14 protein-coding genes and 1 pseudogene are annotated in these 17,886 nt (G+C 41.4%); 12 read left to right on the plus strand and 3 right to left on the minus strand.

Annotated elements, in window-relative coordinates; translation table 11 throughout:
• The first annotated feature begins 5 nt into the window (after positions 1-5).
• The 8 genes from EQG49_RS13015 (at position 6) to era (ending at position 8,965) form a co-directional block, all read left to right on the plus strand.
• Positions 6-980 carry a Ppx/GppA family phosphatase gene (locus tag EQG49_RS13015; protein WP_133364393.1) on the plus strand — a complete coding sequence of 325 codons (975 nt, stop codon included), beginning with the start codon at positions 6-8 and terminating at the stop codon, positions 978-980.
• 564 nt (positions 981-1,544) lie between these two features.
• Positions 1,545-2,783: a hypothetical protein gene (locus EQG49_RS13020; protein ID WP_133364394.1), complete on the plus strand. Its 1,239-nt coding sequence runs from the start codon at positions 1,545-1,547 to the stop codon at positions 2,781-2,783.
• 98 nt (positions 2,784-2,881) lie between these two features.
• Entirely contained in the window at positions 2,882-3,859 is a 978-nt protein-coding gene (locus EQG49_RS13025) for a PhoH family protein (RefSeq protein WP_133364395.1), read from the plus strand.
• The gene (ybeY, locus tag EQG49_RS13030) at positions 3,859-4,341 is read left to right on the plus strand and encodes an rRNA maturation RNase YbeY (RefSeq protein ID WP_133364396.1); all 483 of its coding nucleotides are present in this window, start codon (positions 3,859-3,861) and stop codon (positions 4,339-4,341) included. The genes EQG49_RS13025 and ybeY overlap by 1 nt, the downstream gene beginning before the upstream one ends.
• Positions 4,319-4,744 carry a diacylglycerol kinase family protein gene (locus tag EQG49_RS13035; RefSeq protein WP_133364397.1) on the plus strand — a complete coding sequence of 142 codons (426 nt, stop codon included), beginning with the start codon at positions 4,319-4,321 and terminating at the stop codon, positions 4,742-4,744. The genes ybeY and EQG49_RS13035 overlap by 23 nt, the downstream gene beginning before the upstream one ends.
• 458 nt (positions 4,745-5,202) lie before the next feature.
• A complete protein-coding gene (locus tag EQG49_RS13040) occupies positions 5,203-6,429 on the plus strand; it encodes an argininosuccinate synthase (protein ID WP_133364398.1) in 1,227 nt (408 codons plus the stop codon).
• 30 nt (positions 6,430-6,459) lie between these two features.
• Entirely contained in the window at positions 6,460-7,842 is a 1,383-nt protein-coding gene (argH, locus tag EQG49_RS13045) for an argininosuccinate lyase (RefSeq protein ID WP_133364399.1), read from the plus strand.
• Positions 7,843-8,050: 208 nt separating this feature from the next.
• Entirely contained in the window at positions 8,051-8,965 is a 915-nt protein-coding gene (gene era, locus EQG49_RS13050) for a GTPase Era (RefSeq protein ID WP_133364400.1), read from the plus strand.
• Between the two features lie 147 nt (positions 8,966-9,112).
• On the opposite strand, the pseudogene EQG49_RS13055 reads toward era, so the two are convergent.
• From EQG49_RS13055 to EQG49_RS13805, 3 genes and pseudogenes are all read right to left on the minus strand, one after another.
• Positions 9,113-10,123 (minus strand): annotated as a pseudogene (locus tag EQG49_RS13055) (ISL3 family transposase); the annotation flags it as partial.
• Between the two features lie 18 nt (positions 10,124-10,141).
• Positions 10,142-10,405, minus strand: coding sequence for a hypothetical protein (locus EQG49_RS13060; RefSeq protein ID WP_133364402.1), 264 nt, complete (start codon positions 10,403-10,405; stop codon positions 10,142-10,144).
• A 222-nt stretch (positions 10,406-10,627) separates the two neighbouring features.
• Positions 10,628-10,792, minus strand: coding sequence for a hypothetical protein (locus tag EQG49_RS13805; RefSeq protein ID WP_165964908.1), 165 nt, complete (start codon positions 10,790-10,792; stop codon positions 10,628-10,630).
• A 497-nt stretch (positions 10,793-11,289) separates the two neighbouring features.
• On the opposite strand from EQG49_RS13805, the gene EQG49_RS13065 reads away from it, so the two are divergent.
• The 4 genes from EQG49_RS13065 (at position 11,290) to EQG49_RS13080 (ending at position 17,690) form a co-directional block, all read left to right on the plus strand.
• Positions 11,290-13,866, plus strand: coding sequence for an InlB B-repeat-containing protein (locus EQG49_RS13065; protein ID WP_133364403.1), 2,577 nt, complete (start codon positions 11,290-11,292; stop codon positions 13,864-13,866).
• 85 nt (positions 13,867-13,951) lie between these two features.
• A complete protein-coding gene (locus EQG49_RS13070; RefSeq protein WP_133364404.1) occupies positions 13,952-15,778 on the plus strand; it encodes a SpaH/EbpB family LPXTG-anchored major pilin in 1,827 nt (608 codons plus the stop codon).
• A 12-nt stretch (positions 15,779-15,790) separates the two neighbouring features.
• A complete protein-coding gene (locus tag EQG49_RS13075) occupies positions 15,791-16,612 on the plus strand; it encodes a class C sortase (protein ID WP_133364405.1) in 822 nt (273 codons plus the stop codon).
• Positions 16,587-17,690: a prealbumin-like fold domain-containing protein gene (locus EQG49_RS13080; protein ID WP_133364406.1), complete on the plus strand. Its 1,104-nt coding sequence runs from the start codon at positions 16,587-16,589 to the stop codon at positions 17,688-17,690. Before EQG49_RS13075 ends, EQG49_RS13080 begins: the two co-directional genes overlap by 26 nt.
• Positions 17,691-17,886 lie beyond the last annotated feature (196 nt).

The raw sequence follows: 17,886 nt of genomic DNA on the forward strand, positions 1-17,886 counted from the left end.
TTTGTATGAAAAAATTTGCAGTGATTGATTTAGGCTCCAACTCAGCCCGGATGACCGTTAGTGAAATTCATCCAGATGGTTCATATATTGTTTTGGAACGCATGCAAGAAATGGTACGTTTATCACAAGATATGGGGGCGGAGAAAATTCTCCAAAAACCAGAAATCGAACGAACTTTAGTTGCTTTGGAAAAATTCCAAGGAGCATTAGAAAAGTACGAGGATATCACAGTACGCGCGGTTGCAACTGCGGCTGTGCGACAAGCTAGCAATCAGGCCGATTTCTTGGCACATGTTAAGAAAAAAACGGATTTGGACCTCGAAGTTTTAACTGGTGAAGAAGAAGCCCATTACGATTTTCTCGGGGTTACCAATACTTTGAAAGCCAAAAATGTGGTGATTCTCGATACCGGTGGGGCGTCTTCAGAACTAATCTTAGTGCAAGGAAAACAAGCGCTCCATGAGGTGAGCTTGCCTATTGGTGCCGTGAATTTGACGGAAATGTACCTTGAAAAAGATAAAGTGTCCGCCAAATCACTCTTCACCGCATTTACGGCCGTTGATGAATTATTCAACAGCATTTCATGGCTGCATGACGCCAACGAGTTACCAATGATTGTGTTGGGTGGCTCAAATCGGACTTTAGGTAAAATGTCACGGCGCAAAAACAAAGTTCAAGATACACCGCTTCATGGCTATCGGATTAGTAATACGGAAGCCTTTGAACTCTATGAAGATGTGCTAGGCAAGGACTTAGAAGATCGAAAAAAAATCCCCGGTTTGTCCAAAGAACGGGGCGATATTATTATTGGTGGCTTAACGCCATTGATGTTGCTTTTACGTTATTTGGATTCAGATCGGGTGACATTTTCACAAGCGGGGATTCGTGAAGGGATTTTGTTTGAACATATTCAAACGACGACTGGTGAATCAGTGGTTGAACCAGAACCAGCGGCGATGACCGTTGATGCTGAAGATTAGGGTTAAATTCTTGCATTAATGCACTAAAAGTTCTAAAGTATGGTTAGTGAATTAATAAGGTTGTCCGTGAATAACCTTGCATTTAGGGAGAGTAAACTAATCATGAAAAAAGATTCAATTTGGTTAAACATTGTATTGGGTGCTTGTTTGTTGTTTTGGGTCTTTGATGTCTTTGAAGCAATTATTTACAATCACTAACAAAAAATATTAATCAAGAATCATGTACGAAGGCAACCGCAGTTTTGGTGGGTTGCTTTTTTTGCCCCATTTCGTCTGACGTGGAATTTATAAAATGCGATGAGATGTATGATTACCGCTAAACTTGCAGCGACAAGGATTACGGCATATTACTAGTCAGAATGCCTCGTAGTGGGAATCAATCTGAAACACATATCAAAATTCCACGCTAGAAAAAATTTAGTTAAATTAGCAAGCAATTATCGTCAGGCCGCAACGCAATAAAAAGTCAACATTTGAGACTTTTAGCTACGCTTTTTTGCATTGAGGTGTTAGTATAGCTATTGTTATAGAAACATTACTAATATATTTTCGGGGGAATTAAACGTGAAGCAACAAGCTATCAAGAAAATTGTGATCGCCGCCACGGCAATTTTGACGTTAGGCGCAACGATTTCAAGTGTGTCTGCCAGTACCATCGCGTCAACTGGCACAAGTTCAAAAACGGCAACTGCCAAGGGCTGGTCATTTGGCGTAAAAGCGCAGCCACGGATTACGGAAATGAGTAAGTACGTGCAAGTTTTGGCGCACCAAATCAAAAGGTATAATCAAGTTGCACCGAAAATGTGGCCAAATAATAAGGAAATCAACCAATATGCGCTACTCAATGATGTTGAAGATCACCGCGCCTGGTTAATTACACCGACTGGTCAAGTTACCCAGTTAACCCGGCAACAATTATTAGCGTTTAAGTTGCCATTCCTAGACACTAACATTCCAGCCGCCGTTGCCGCCCAGATTCCCGCCAAAGAATTAGCGATGATGAAAAACATGCCATTAAAGCAAAGCGGGTACTGGTCACAATTTAAAATGAAGTACGCCGGTAAGCATATTTCGGGTGGTTACTTTAATGTCAGCAACAAAGAACTAAAAAACACGAATAACTATAAGCGCTACCCACATTTGGGCACTTACGATGTGTTCATTACGTACGCCCATGAAATGTTCCACTCGATTACACAAGCGAATTGGAAAACACCGAAGCACCAAGTGAATGTACAAGGTAGCGAACGCATGAAGGATACCAAAGCGCGCGCCAAAACATTGCAATTGGTTGACCAATTACGGCAGGCAGTTGTGGATGGTAAAAAATCCAGTTTACTTGCCGCTTTAGCAACCTACAAGGATTATAAAAAAGAATTTCCGAGTGATTACAAAGCTGGTTTTATGTATAATCGCGCGGAAGGAACTGCGTATTACTATGAATTACACACTTCATTAATGTCTGCATATCCAAACAAAATTCACAATAGTAAAGATGTTACGCGCGCTTTGAAAACGATTCTCAAGCAATACCGGTTAGATTACTTGGATACCGGTGCGGTTGCCGGGTCATATAATATCGGTGCTTTTGCGGGGATTTTGTTGGATCAACAAGCAAAACAGCAACACATTAGTCCAAACATTTGGAAAGAATATATGGGTAAACATGCACACACCAACCCGATTGATTACTTAGCAAAGCACACGCATGCTAAATTACCCAAACCTAAAAAGACGATGTCTGTTAAACAATACAAAGCACTCCAAAAAAAGATTTACGCTTATAAGCATTTAAAAGGTTAATTATGATAGTCTGGCCGATTGATTGGTCAGGCTATTTTCGTATTTAATCTGCGTTCTACGTGATATAATTGTAATAAATATGTCATGCAGAAAAGGGGATTTCACACTTGAAAGAAAAAATTTTCAAAATTGAAAATGCCGAACAACAAACGGGTTTACTCGGTGCGCAAGACAATTACTTAGACTTGCTTGAAGAAGGTATGGATGTAAATTTACGTGCATTTGGCGATGAAATTAAGATAAATGGTGAAGATGAAAAAGTTGATGACACCATGGAAATTTTGCGCCAATTAACACACTTGATTAAAACTGGAATTCGGATTAACTCAACTGATATCGTTAGCGCAATGAAGATGGCCGAACGTGGGACCTTAGAGTATTTCCAAGATTTGTATTCAGAAACGTTATTGCGCGATTTTAAGGGTCATGCAATTCGGGTTAAAAACTACGGCCAACGGCAATATACTCATGCCATCCGCAACAATGATATTACGTTTGGTATCGGACCAGCTGGAACGGGGAAGACGTACCTCGCAGTTGTAATGGCAGTTGCGGCGTTGAAACGTGGTGACGTCGAACGAATTATCATTACACGACCAGCCGTTGAAGCCGGTGAATCACTGGGATTTTTGCCTGGTGATTTGAAGGAAAAAGTTGATCCATACTTGCGCCCAATCTATGATGCTTTGCACGCGGTCTTGGGTAAGGAGCATACTGAGCGGTTAATGGATCGCGGTACGATTGAAATTGCACCGCTTGCCTACATGCGGGGGCGGACGTTAGATGGAGCGTTCATCATTTTGGATGAAGCGCAAAATACGACAGTCATGCAGATGAAGATGTTCCTAACACGACTCGGTTTTGGCTCAAAAATGGTTGTGAATGGAGATGTCTCGCAAATCGACTTGCCCCGGAATGCTAAATCAGGGCTTAAGCAAGCACAACTGGTCCTTAAGGATGTCAAGCACATTGAATTCATTGAATTTGCAGCTGAAGACGTTGTGCGACACCCCGTAGTTGGTTTGATTATTAATGCTTATGATAAATTTGAAGCAGAAGAAAAAGGAAGTAAATAATGGATTTAGCGTTAATTGATAACACCAAAGAACATGTTAGTGATGAACACCAACAACTAGTCCATGATGTTTTAGAATTTGCGGGTAATTACATTAAGCTACCTGAAGATACCGAAATGTCAGTCACATTCATGAATAATGATGAAATCCAAAAGTATAATCGCGATTACCGTGGTGTCGATAAGCCAACGGACGTAATCAGTTTTGCCATTGAAGAAGAAGATGATGATGATTTTGCCTTAATCATGGATGAAGAAATGCTTGAAGACCTCGGCAAAAACATTGGTGATATCTTGATTTCAATGGATAAGGTTGCGGAACAAGCTGAGTTTTTAGGGCATAGTTTTGAACGAGAACTCGGATTCTTGGCAGTCCATGGTATGCTGCATTTGAACGGCTATGACCACATGGAAGCTAGTGAAGAAAAAGAAATGTTCACCTTACAAAAGGATATTCTTGATGCGTTTGGGTTGGCTCGATAAACGGCTTGCGTCATATAAGACGCAAACGAAGAAGAACCGGCACTTCCTTCAGTCGCTTGGTCATGCACTGGATGGGGCGTTATTAGTAGTCAAAAATGAACGCAATATGCGGTTTCACATTTTGATGAGTGTAGTAACAATTGGATTAGGGCTCTATCTTGGCATTGGCCGGGCGGATTGGTTGTGGATTGCTGTGGCGATTACCTCGGTGATTACTGCCGAGTTCTTGAACACAATCGTTGAGGCGCTAGTCGATTTAACAATCGGTAGTCGCTATGATGCAATGGCCAAAACTGCCAAAGACGTGGCAGCAGGTAGCACACTGCTTGCCGCTGGTTTTGCGGTGGTGATTGGGATTTTGATTTTTGAACCATACGTACGCTATTGGATTCAAACACACTAAATAATTGGGTTTCGCGATTACTAACGAAGTAGTTGCGAAGCCTTTTTTTTGCAAGAAAATTAGGCTCCTTTTCGTCTGACGTGGGATTGAATAAACTTGGCCACTGCGTGCCACTAAATTACTTGGTGCACCACGCTAGAATAAATAGAAACAAAAATTAGATAGGCGAGAGTGGTATGCATTTAGGACAGTTTGGTGTCCAGGCTGGTTCCAGACACGTAGTGGGAATCAATCTGAGACACATATCCAAATTCCATGCTAGAAAAATTTTAGCTCTAATCTTTGCGGGTCTGGAATCATAAGTGATTCTAGGCCTTTTTATACGTTGAATTTTAACATATACAGCACCAAAATGTATAAGTATGCAAAAACGTTGCATGACGCTTAAAATGGCAGTATGCTGTGAACATTGAAAAATAATTAGAAAATTTATTAATGTAAATAGTGAGGATATTGAGATGGAAAAAATCGTTTTAGCGTACTCCGGGGGGTTAGATACTTCAGTTGCAATACCATGGTTAATCGAAAAAGGTTACGACGTGATTGCCGTAGTGTTAGATGTTGGTCAATCCGGTAAGGACATGGACATGATTCAGCAGAAGGCGTCCCAAGTTGGTGCGGTACAATCCATTGTGATTGATGCCCAGCAAGAATTTGCGGAGTCGTACGTTGCACCAGTTATTAAAGCAAATGCGATGTATGAAGGTGAATATCCCCTCGTTTCAGCATTGTCGCGACCTTTGATTATCGAGAAACTGGTTAAAATCGCTCACGAAAATGCCGCCACCGCAATCGCCCACGGTTCAACCGGCAAAGGCAATGATCAAGTGCGGTTTGAAGCGGCAATTCATGCGTTAGATGCAACGATGAAAATCGAAGCACCAATTCGTGATTTTCACTGGTCGCGGGAGGAAGAAATTGATTATGCGTTGGCCCACAATGTCCCAGTGCCAATTGGGAAAGCGAGCCCATATTCAATTGACGAAAATCTGTGGGGCCGGGCAAATGAAGCGGGGATTTTGGAGAATCCGTGGAACCAAGCGCCAGCAGATGCATATGCTTTAACTGTCGCTGCTGAGGAAGCACCAGATAATCCACTATTTATTGATGTTACATTTAAACAGGGACTACCGGTGGCGCTGAATGACACCAAGATGGAATTAGCAGATTTGATTCATGAATTGAACGAGGTTGCTGGTGCGCATGGAATCGGGCGGATTGATCATATTGAAAATCGGCTGGTAGGGATTAAATCCCGCGAAATTTATGAAGCGCCCGCTGCAGCCGTGTTAATGACGGCGCATAAAGACTTGGAAGATTTAACATTAGAACGGGACGTCGCACATTTTAAGCCAATCGTTGAGCAGCAGTTAGCAAACTTAATCTACAATGCGCTGTGGATTTCACCTTTATTTGACGCATTACTGAGCTTTATTGATGAAACACAAAAAGTCGTTAATGGTGTTGTGAAAATGAAATTATTCAAAGGCCAAGCAATTGCGGTTGCACGTAAGTCTGATACAAATTCGTTGTATGATGAGAACCTCGCAACGTATACGAGTGCTGACAGTTTTGATCAGGAAGCCGCCCAAGGATTTATCAAAATGTGGACGTTACCAGGAACCGTCTATGAACAAGTTAACCACGTGCATAGTGAAGCAAATTTAAGTAAACTCAAAGATTAATGTATCATACATCAGCGAAAGGGGAACACGATGTCAGATAAACTATGGGGTGGACGTTTTACCACCAAAGCTGCCGAGTGGGTTGATGAATTTGGTGCATCTATTACTGTGGATCAACAGATGGCGGCCGAGGATTTACAAGGTTCACTTGCGCATGTCAAAATGTTAGCAAAACAAGGTATTATTAGTGAAAATGACGGTCAAAAAATCGCCGCTGGTTTAATAGATTTACAAGCGCAATTAGCAGCCGGAAAGCTGGAATTTACCGTTGCAAATGAAGATATACATCTCAATCTTGAGGCGATGCTCACGGCAAATATTGGCCCGGTAGCGGGAAAATTACACACCGCCCGATCACGAAATGACCAAGTGGCGACGGATTTTCATTTGTGGCTCAAGCATCGGTTGCCCCACGTTTTGGAAGCAGTGAGTGAGTTGCAACTGACAATAGTTAATCTAGCCGATGAGCATGCCGGTACGATTATGGCAGGGTATACGCATATGCAACATGCCCAGCCAATCACATACGGCCATTATCTATTAGCATACTTTGAGATGTTGCAACGTGATTATGAGCGGTTTGAATTTAATCAAAAGCATACGGATATTTTGCCATTAGGGGCAGCAGCACTCGCTGGCACAACTTTTCCAATTGATCGTGAATTTGTTGCCGCAGAATTGGGGTTTGAACAGATATATCATAATAGTTTGGACGCCGTGGCCGATCGTGATTTTGCGCTAGAATTCTTGAGTAATGCCGCAATTTTGATGATGCATCTGTCACGGATGGCCGAAGAATTAATTCTCTGGTCGACGTATGAGTTCAACTATATTGAATTGAGCGATGCCTTTTCTACCGGTTCATCAATCATGCCCCAGAAGAAAAATGCGGACTTTGCAGAATTAATCCGCGGGAAAACTGGGCGGACATACGGTGCACTAATGGCTTTATTGACCACCATGAAGTCGTTGCCCTTAGCCTACAATAAGGATATGCAAGAAGATAAGGAGCAAGTTTTCGCCGTAACGGATACTATCTTGGCTTCATTGAAAGTATTTACTGGTATGCTCCAAGGCCTGACAGTGCATAAAGAACGGATGCGAGCCTCGACAGAACGCGATTTCTCAAATGCAACTGAACTAGCTGATTATCTAGCAAACAAAGGCGTGCCATTTCGTGAAGCGCATGCAATTGTTGGCGAACTAGTATTAACTGGCTTACAAACGAATACGACTTTACAAGATATGCCCTTAGCTCAATTACAGCAAGCTTCACCACAAATTGAAGTTGACGTGTACGAAGATTTACAAGCGGATGTTGCAGTCAATCGACGGACTTCATTAGGCGGGACGGCGGTCGTGAATGTTAAAAATGAAGTCGCACGGGCAAAGCATATTTTGGAGCAACGCTAACGAGCGCATTTATTTGAGCGTAGGAATGTTAAAAATAACCGTGATAATCAAAACGCATTGCAAGTGACTTACTAATTAACGCGATATAGACAAATATCAACATTCAACGGCTAGTTCGTGTTACAATCCTTATTGGCACTGATTTGGTGTCATACACTTACGTAGTTGTCCGTCTAATTGAGGCGGGGATGAAAGGATTATTATATTAATGAGTAAAGATGGATTTAAGTCAGGTTTCGTAGCGATTGTTGGTCGTCCAAACGTTGGTAAGTCAACTTTGATGAACCATATTGTTGGTGAAAAAATCGCCATCATGTCAAACAAAGCCCAAACAACGCGGAACAAGATTCAAGGGATCTACACGACGGATGAAGAACAGATTGTCTTCATTGATACACCAGGGATTCACAAGCCACAAAACAGCTTGGGTGATTTCATGGTTAAGTCAGCACTTTCTGCCTTACACGAAGCTGACGCAATTTGGTTTGTTGTCAATGCGGATGAAGAACGCGGGCGTGGGGATGATTTCATCATTGAACGTTTGAAGGATGTTAAGACAACCCCAGTTTACTTAGTGATTAACAAGATTGATTTGGTCCACCCAAATGAATTGTTAGACATTATCGCAACTTACCAAGGTATCGAAGGTATGGAATGGGCCGAAGTATTCCCAATTTCTGCTAAAACTGGTGCCAACGTGCAAGAATTGATTGATAACGTCGCTGGTAAGTTGGAAGCTGGTCCCCAATATTTCCCAGCTGACCAAATTACTGATCACCCAGAACGTTTTGTTATTGGTGAATTAATTCGTGAAAAGGTGCTCCAATTAACTTCTCAAGAAGTACCACACTCAGTGGCTGTCGTGATTGAAAAGATTGAACGCGAATCTGACGAAAAGATTCAAATTCAAGCAACTATCGTGGTTGACCGTCCTGGCCAAAAGAGCATCATTATCGGTAAGCAAGGTGCCGTCATCAAGCAAATCGGTATTCGTGCTCGTAAAGACATCGAACGTCTACTCGGTGACCGTGTGAACTTGACAACATGGGTTAAAGTCGAAGAACGTTGGCGTGATAAGCCCCAAGCACTGCAAAGCTACGGTTATTCAGCCGAAGATTATTAAACACAGCAAAAAGGGGCTCTGTGTCAAATTCTGTTGGTAGGACTATTTTGGAACTAGAATCTTAATGGATTCTGGTTCCTTTTTTGTTTATTTTGCGAGGATGGAACGGAGTGACATATGAGCCAAATAAATGGAGATTGGGACATCTTAAAAAATCTGACGGATTCGCCAGAGTAAGTGAGCCATATTTTTGTAACCACACGAGTTACGTTTAAGCTGTTTGATTTTGTGGTTCATACCTTCAACGCGTCCATTTGAATAGTTCGAGGTGATGCTGTTTTGAATTCCCTTATAATTCTTGGCGAAAGTCGAAATTGCGCTGTCCATATCGTTTCCCATAATCGTGTAATGAGTGATGATGTCTTCGAAACCTGATAAATCTTTGTTATGCATTGCTTTCATAATTTCCTGATATGCAGTCCAAACCTGACCAAATTCAGGATATTCGTCGAAGACGATGCCAATCGCTTGTTCTTGTGTTAGATATTCATTAATTCCACGCATGTAATAAGGTTTCGTTTTTTCGAGATCCTCATACATCATGTGGAAGATTTTCCATTGACTCTTCATGATTTTATAGGCTCGATTATTTTGTTTATCATCAATGCGTTTTTGAATGTTCTTACGAACACTATCCAAGGCGTTACCGATACGCTGAGCGATATGGAAGCCGTCGATAATGATTTCTGCGTTCGGAAATAAGAACTTAATGAAACTGGCGTATTGAGCGTTCATATCCATGACAACGTGCTTAACACGCTTCCGATTAGCTAGTGAAAATCCAAGAAAATATTGTTTGATTGTTTTGGTTAGTCGATTGGGCAGTACTTCAAATTGCTTGATTGAAGTGGCATCACACCAAATAAAGCTAAACTGATCATTGGCTGAGCGGAACTCATCCATGGAAATAGCTTCGGGTAATTGTTGTTTAAAATTGTATTGATACTTGTATTGTCCGCCTTCGTATATTGCGTCATATTCGATTCGTTGTACAGAATTAGGTGAGATATGAAGGTGCTTAGCTACAGTTTTTTCTGTCATCATATCTTCGTTTAGATTCTGTTTTACGATTACTTTCGTGTTTCGTGAAATTTGGCAGTTCTTTTCGAAGTCGGATGACGCTGCTGTAAATGTATTACCACAATTCTTACAGTGAAACGTTTGTTTTACGCAGCGCTAGCGCACATCCCACAAGCTCGTGCCAGTGAGTCGCATCTCGGTTGAAGTCCACCCCCAGTGCTCGACGCAATCACGAAAACCACAGTCACTGCATCGGCTAACGGAATAGGTTAAATTAGCGGTATAAATTAAGCATTTATGTCGCTTGTCTCCGCGACCACGATAATCAAAATAGTTCCATTCTCCTGCTTCATTGTCGGTAAAATGGATGTTTTTATCTTTTAAATTTAACTCACGTAAGATACAATTGTCTTGGGACATAATAAATAACCTCGCATACTTTTTGATTTTTGTCGGTTGGAACGTGGTGATGGACATTTAATATGTCCTTTTTGTTTTGTACATAATTATCTATTCTAGGCTCATCTGTCGCTTTGCTCCACCCTCGCGAAGAACATAAAAAACTGCTGACGGATTTCTCCACCAACAGTAAAAAGTATAGAGCCCAAAAAGGCCAGCGAGATTAATCTCGGTGGCCTTTTGTTAGTTGTTTTTGCGATAAGTTACGGTCAGTTCCCAGATACCGTTATCAAATGTGGTTGCAATTGGTTTGGAACCGAATAATGAATAATCGTTTGAGACAAGCCAATCATCAACTTTGTTAATTAGGGCAAGCCGATTGTGACCGGCAAAGATTTGTGTTTGCATATGCATCACGCTTTCTATTATTCTTTTTTCGAGATAATAATACTCCTAAATTAAACTACTTGCAATAGTTTAAGATCACTGGAAATAGCCACTGTCTGAGCAAAATATGCCTAATTTATTAGCGCTGTGTTAGGTACGTAGAGGAAGTTAAGAATTTTTTCTTCCTATTATATGGCCACAGTAATTAAGAATGCCGATGGAACAATCACGTAACTACGGTCATTAATACTATTGCGGACCCAACAACTATTTCAAATAAACGCCCAAATTACTGTCGTTATCAGTAATTTGGGCGTTTTTTGGACGGCTATTTTTAGTGTTTGCTTGATTTAGTTCATTAATAACTAACAAATAGATAATTAACGGCAAAATGTGGTTTTTAACGTAGGTGAAGTTGTTTATGATAATTCACAGAATCAGCAAAAAAGCACAAAATTTATTAGTTACAATGGAGATATCGAAATTTATGTAAATAATTTAATTGAAAGGAGCCGAAAATGAAAAAAATCTTTGCAATGCTAATACTTGTGATCACGATGGTGGTTTGCTTTGAACCGGTTATGACGTATTTTCATTCAAATAGTGACTCCAATAAACATGTGAAGGTCGCGGCCGATGATGTTAAAATTTTAGACTTCACAATCCATAAAACAGAACAGGATAATGGGGCCGCCAAATATACAATCATTGATCCGGTGATTACCGATGAACTTGAACATATTGGTTCAATCACAATTGAATTTCCCAAGGAATTGACCCTTGTACCGGCGACACTACCAGCCGGCTGGAAGTCACAGACGCAAGGCGGGAATGTTTATAACTATATTAATACCGCCAATGGGACTGCTAATAACCAAGCCGAAGTTAAAAACTTTTTAAGTGCGCTGGCGTTTACGTCCAAACAAACCGTGGGTGGTGACATTAAAATCACGTTGGAAGGTGGCAAGATTGCGACGTGGGTCGATGGCGAGGGTAACAAGCACTATTACGAATTCGTCGAAGCCCAAGGTAGCGGTAAAGCGGTCACGTGGCTCCAAGCTTATAACTTAGCTAAGCAAATGGAATACCGCGGCTTGCAAGGTTACCTAGCAACGATTACTTCAACAGAAGAGCATCAATTCATTTTTGATTCAATCGCGACTAATCCCGGTTGGCTAGGTGGAACACGAATGCGTAAGCTCACAGCCAATGGTCCCCAAAAAATTGTCGATGACCAACAACTTACTGAAGCAAAATCGAACGGAACGGACATCCGTGAGGCATTATATTATGGAAATAAGTTAAGTACTAACTATGGTGTGTTTACTTGGGCGAATACCGATAGTGCGGCCTCCAAAGCGCAAACTACTTGGTATTGGGCGGATGGTCCTGAAGCTGGTCAAGATTTCCTATCACGACCAACATATCAGTTATATACCGATGACCGCATCGCTGGGACCGAAGCCACGTTGGCCTATAATAACAAAAACCAAACCCAGCAAATTTTCCGGGGTGCCAATACACTAGGTGACGGTTACAATGCCTGGGCGCGTGATGATAATGAACCAAATAACTATCACAAAAACAACGATCGGACTTCGCCAAACGGAAGCCTAGTCAGTATTCCCAATTTCAGTGGTGATACGGGAACCAATACTTCATACGATGGTGAATATGTGTTGCAGTTTGGTAAGTTAAGTACGGGGAATACTAAGGTACCACGGCCGGCTTGGAATGATCGGCCGCAGTGGAGTTACGATACTACGTATAATCAAGGTTACTATGTTGAATTTTCTGAGTACAACAACCAAAAAGCCGAAGAAACCCAAGCGGTTAAAGAAGTGCCGCTGCAACCATACATTCGCTTGAAGTATCTGGATGTTTTTGGTCAATCATTAGGTAAAGATGATGTCTTGCTATTAAATGATGATGATATCGATATCGAGCTAAATGATGAGTTTAAATTTTTGCCTGAGCACTTGTATCGAACGGATAACAAAGGTAAAGAAATTAAGTTTACGATTGATAAAATTATTTCTAGTAACCAAAATGATGTCTTAAAAACCGCCAATGATAAAATTACGGAGCTGTTTTTAGCCTTTTCTGGTCAGGACCAATACAAGCGGACCGTTGAAATTATTTATAACCCGCCGACTGACTTGGCATATCAATATATGTTCAATCCAAAAGGTGGTGAATTTGCCAAAGATAGCTTGAAGTATGTTGGTAACGATAAAGTCGCGCCAGTTATGTATGGGCAGATGCTATCGGGCGCAACTGATATTACTTTCCCGACAGTGACTAGACCAGGATATGAATTTAAAGGTTGGCACGATACTAAGTCAAAAACCGCTGATAGCATCTATGTTAAACCCGCCCAGTATTTATTACTTGGCGACACTTGTTTAGAAGCAATCTGGGAAAAAGTTTACTATACGGTCACATTTGCTTCCGATAATGATAGTACAGTAAAAATTGGTGATAACCGGAATGCGACACCTAGTTCGGTTGCTACAAGTCAGGTAGAATACGGCACCCTTGCAGAAACTGTGCGGGCTGCCAAGAGTACACATGCTTGGAAAAGTAAAAACGCCACTTATGAAACTGGGTGGTACTACAAAGACGGTGATCGCAATGTACCAGTTGATTTAACGAGTTATCAAGTGACCCATGACGTGACATTCTACCCAATCTTCACTGAAAGTGCCATGACGGTGCACATTAATTACGATGCGAATGGTGGTGAATTTGCAGCGAGCGTTGGGGCACCGGCACCAGTTAAGGGTGTGCGCACTTATGAATATGCGTACAAGGGTAAATTATTAGCTTATGATAAGGCGCAAAACCCAACTAGACCGGGATATACATTTACCGGATGGTTTGATAGTGCTGGCAAGCGAATTAATTTTGCGGATGCGAAGTACCAAACATTGATAGCTGACTACACATTCTATGCCGGCTGGGAACCACAGCTGGTACTGCCATTTACGGGTGAAGCGCCTAATCATAAACGTTTACTGGCCGTGGCAATCGGTAGCAGTATTGCCATGCTAGCAATCATCGGTTTATGGATACGTAAACAAAAATCAGTGTAAGGTGAGTAACGAGTAAATCAAAGTTGATTTAGCCATTTATAGGCATAAGCGGTTACATTTTCAAAAAAATTTGAGGTGAAGACAAATGGAAAAAACAAAGAAAAAAATAAATAAATTAATGACAATGGTATTTGCCACATTGTTATTCTTGAGTGGCGCGGCGACGTCGTTAATTGGCATCAGCACGATTCACGCTGATGATACCGGTTCAATTACAATTCATAAGCACGAAGCTGGTGGTATAGGTGAGGCCGGTGATGGGCAAGAACTTGATGCTGCAGAAGTAGCCCAAATGGGTAATCCAATTGCTGATGTGCCATACTTCGTGTATGAAATTTCAAGTAACTTAACGGCTGAGCAATTAAGCGATTTAAATGGTGCATTAGAAGATCCTGCGATTGTCAAAGCTTTGCATGATTTGACAAAAACTAATGAAACACTAACTGTCGATGATTTGAAAATCAATCTTGCAAAAGTTAGCCCAGCTAACATAGCTGATAGTATGACAGATGAAAATGGTAATTTGACGATTGATGAGTTGGCGTTAGATAAGTACTACATTGTGATTGAGCAAGCAGCGCGACACGTAAGCTTACCACAATCTGCGCCATTCGTAGTTCGGGTACCAACCAATATTACTAATGATGGGCAAACACAAGAAATTAAAGATATTCACGTGTACCCCAAGGGGCTCGTACTTTCATTTGCGCCCCAAAAGCGGGTTGGTGAAATGCAAATGGTTAGCGAGGCTGGTGGTGGTCTATACGAACTTTTTGGTGCAACTGAAGGTGGTATCGGGGTCGGTGGCTCAAATTTTTATACAATGAGTTTGCAAATAAGCCCAGGTTATGTTGATGCAAATATTCCCAATGCCAAGATTGAAATTTCCGACATTTTCCCCGAGGCATTACAATTAAAAAATCCGGCAACGGACTTAGATAAGTTAGTTGCAGTTTACGGCAATCCGCACATGTTTGGGGATATGTCACAAAAAATTGATGCCGATGAAATTGCCAAGTATTTTGAATTTTCATATGTTAAAAACGGCGATGGTCGGAATGAATTAAAGGTAACTATTCAAAATATTTCAGGGGATCCGGGTGATCAAGCGGAGCTTAACGAATTTTTAGATACTTATAATCGTCTGTATTTCAGTTTTGAAGTTGAGAATACTAGTACGGATGGCTACCAAACATTCCCCAATGATATTGAAGTTAACTACTGGCGTGATGCAAGTATACCAGACGATGTGACGATTAATGAAAAAACGGTTGAAGAAGCCACAATGCATACTGGTGGGTTTAAATACACTAAGATGACGGATGATTCTGACCAATTACCTGGTGCAACTTTCCGGGTTGGGGTTAAAGTGAATGGCGATATTCAATATGTCAAAGTAATCAAAAATGATGAAGGTACGATTACGAAAGTTCTTTTACCTGGTGATGATGGGTATGATGACGCTACTGAATATTATGAAGCAGTGTCTTCAGCTGATGAAGATAAGCGTGGGGTAGTTGAATTTAACAGCTTGCCTGTTTATGAAAAATACAAATACGTTGCGCCAAGCGGTTCAGACGTTGATACGACCCCAGACGAAGATGACCCAGATGGCGATATCGAGAGTGCCCAGAATGAAAATCTGACACCTACTAAAATGAAATACTTTGTTGTGGAAATGTCAGCACCGGCTGGTTATGAAAAATTGACGGAACCACGTGCGGTACAACCAGATGAACTTTCATCAACTGAAAAAACTGATGAATATTCAACCATTGTTAACGTTAAAAAGTTCACCCTTCCATTCACTGGGATTGCTGGATGGTGGCTTTTCCTCCTTGGTTTTGTCGTGGTTGGGATGGCAGGATTCTTGCTAATTCGTAATCAACGCAAAGCTAAGGCCCGTGTTTAGTTAACAAAAATCATGAAACAGCGTATTGTAAATGGATCGTTGATTTTGATGCTCTTACTTGGTTTAGCAATCCTGCTTTATCCGTTTGTTGGTGATTCAATTGCCAACTTCCGGAATAAATATGAGGTGCAGCAGTATCAGAAATCAGTCAAGTTTTTAAAATCCGCAAGTGCTGAAAAAAATTGGCGCGAAGCACGGAAATACAACGCGGTTTTGTATCAGCAACGGCATGGCATTGCCGTTAAACAACCCGTGCCATATGCCGACATTTTGAGCTTTAATAAAATTATGGCAATCTTGACAATTCCTAAAATTGGCATTAAAGACGAACCGATTTACCATGGGGTTAGCATGCAAGTGTTAGCACGTGGGTTGGGACACATGGCGCAAACATCAATTCCGATTGGCGGGAAATCAACCCACGCTGCCATTTCGGGTCATAGTAGTGCTTCCGATGAGAAAGTGTTTGCGAAACTCGAGCAGTTAAAATATGGTGATAATTTCTATATTGGGATTCTGGGTAAAACGCATAAATATCGGGTGAATCAAATCCGGTCAGTGCTACCCAATGATGTTAAAAATCTTGAAATTCAAAAAGATAAAGACTACGTGACGCTAATTACTTGTACGCCGATTGGGGTGAATAGTCATCGTCTATTGATTCGCGGTGAGCGCGTACCGATGGATGGCATGGAAAAAAGTAAATTTAGACCAACCATCCTGGCAATCATCGCGGCAGTGGCTTTGCTGTTAGTTGTGATATTGCTACTATATCTGTGGTGGAAAAGAAGAAAGGGGCGTGAGGCGCATGAAAATATTAAAAATAGCATTTAGTGTTGTCCTTGCGGCTACTTTTGGATTTCTAAGTGCAGTCATCCAGGCTGAGGCGAGTAATGAACCTCGGATTACAATTACCAAGTTTCAATATGATCAAAACGATAAGCCAAAGCATAATTTAATCGAAACTGGTAAATTAGCCAACACCGAACATTTAGTACCAATGGCCGGCATAACTTATCGGGTCACGGAATTGAAAGATGGGCAGAAAACGAGTCATGTCTGGGAACGAGCGACTAATGCCAGTGGTGTTGTTGATCTGACCCAAGCAGATGGGCTGGTCCGCGGCGATTATTTGGTGGAGGAATTACCGAATTCGCGGATTAAAGTTGGCATGGAGCCCCTCACGATTAGTTTGCCGTTTCACATTGTGAACATCGCCGGGGAATTCTGGTGGATGCATATCTATCCAAAAAGTATTAGTCCAGTGACCAAACCAGATGTTAAACCGACTGGGTCGGACGAGCCAAGCGTTAATCCGTTACCAAATACCGATGATGAGCTGGTTAAGGCCGGCGAAATCAAAATTTTGAAAACCGATCGCGTTTCTAAGCAGCCCTTGAAGGGGGTTGAGTTTAAACTTGCAACCAGCTTGAAAAATCTGCATCAAGGTAAATACTACCAAGTAAACGGCCACGACTATACTTTGAAAACGAACGGCAAAGGTCGGCTAGTTTTCAAAAAATTACCAGTGGGCACATATTATGTCAAAGAAACTGCTAACTTGAAAGGTTATCATTTACTAGATGATTCCATTAAAATTACTGTGACCTCCGAAAAATGGCAACAGTCAATTAGCGTCACTAATGAAAAAACGTGGTTTCAAAAATTGATGGACGTTTTATATCCGGATACCGATGATGCGGACGGAAACGGAAACGGAAACGGAAACGGATATGGTGATTCAAAAAAGCATGGTAACAAGGGTAATCGTTCTGATTCGCAAACAACCACAAAAAATGGGAAGTCTTCATTTTTCCCACCAACGGGTGAAATTATCCGCCCAATTGCCTTTATCGTAGTTGGCGTAGGAATTGTGCTCAGCGCATACCTAGTTAGACGAAAACGGCACTAAGTTAATAAAAAGAAAAAATCGTGGATTTCATACTTAAGACGAGTTATGTCGTAAGTTTGGTTCACGATTTTTTTGATTCTATTTCGTCTGACGTGGAATTTATAAAATGTGATGAGATGTATGATACCACTGCGTGCCTGAAAATTACATTATGCCATCACGGTGACTGGTTCCAGGCACGTAGTGGGAATCAATC

Source organism: Periweissella cryptocerci (genome assembly GCF_004358325.1).
GTDB classification, from domain to species: Bacteria; Bacillota; Bacilli; order Lactobacillales; family Lactobacillaceae; genus Periweissella; species Periweissella cryptocerci.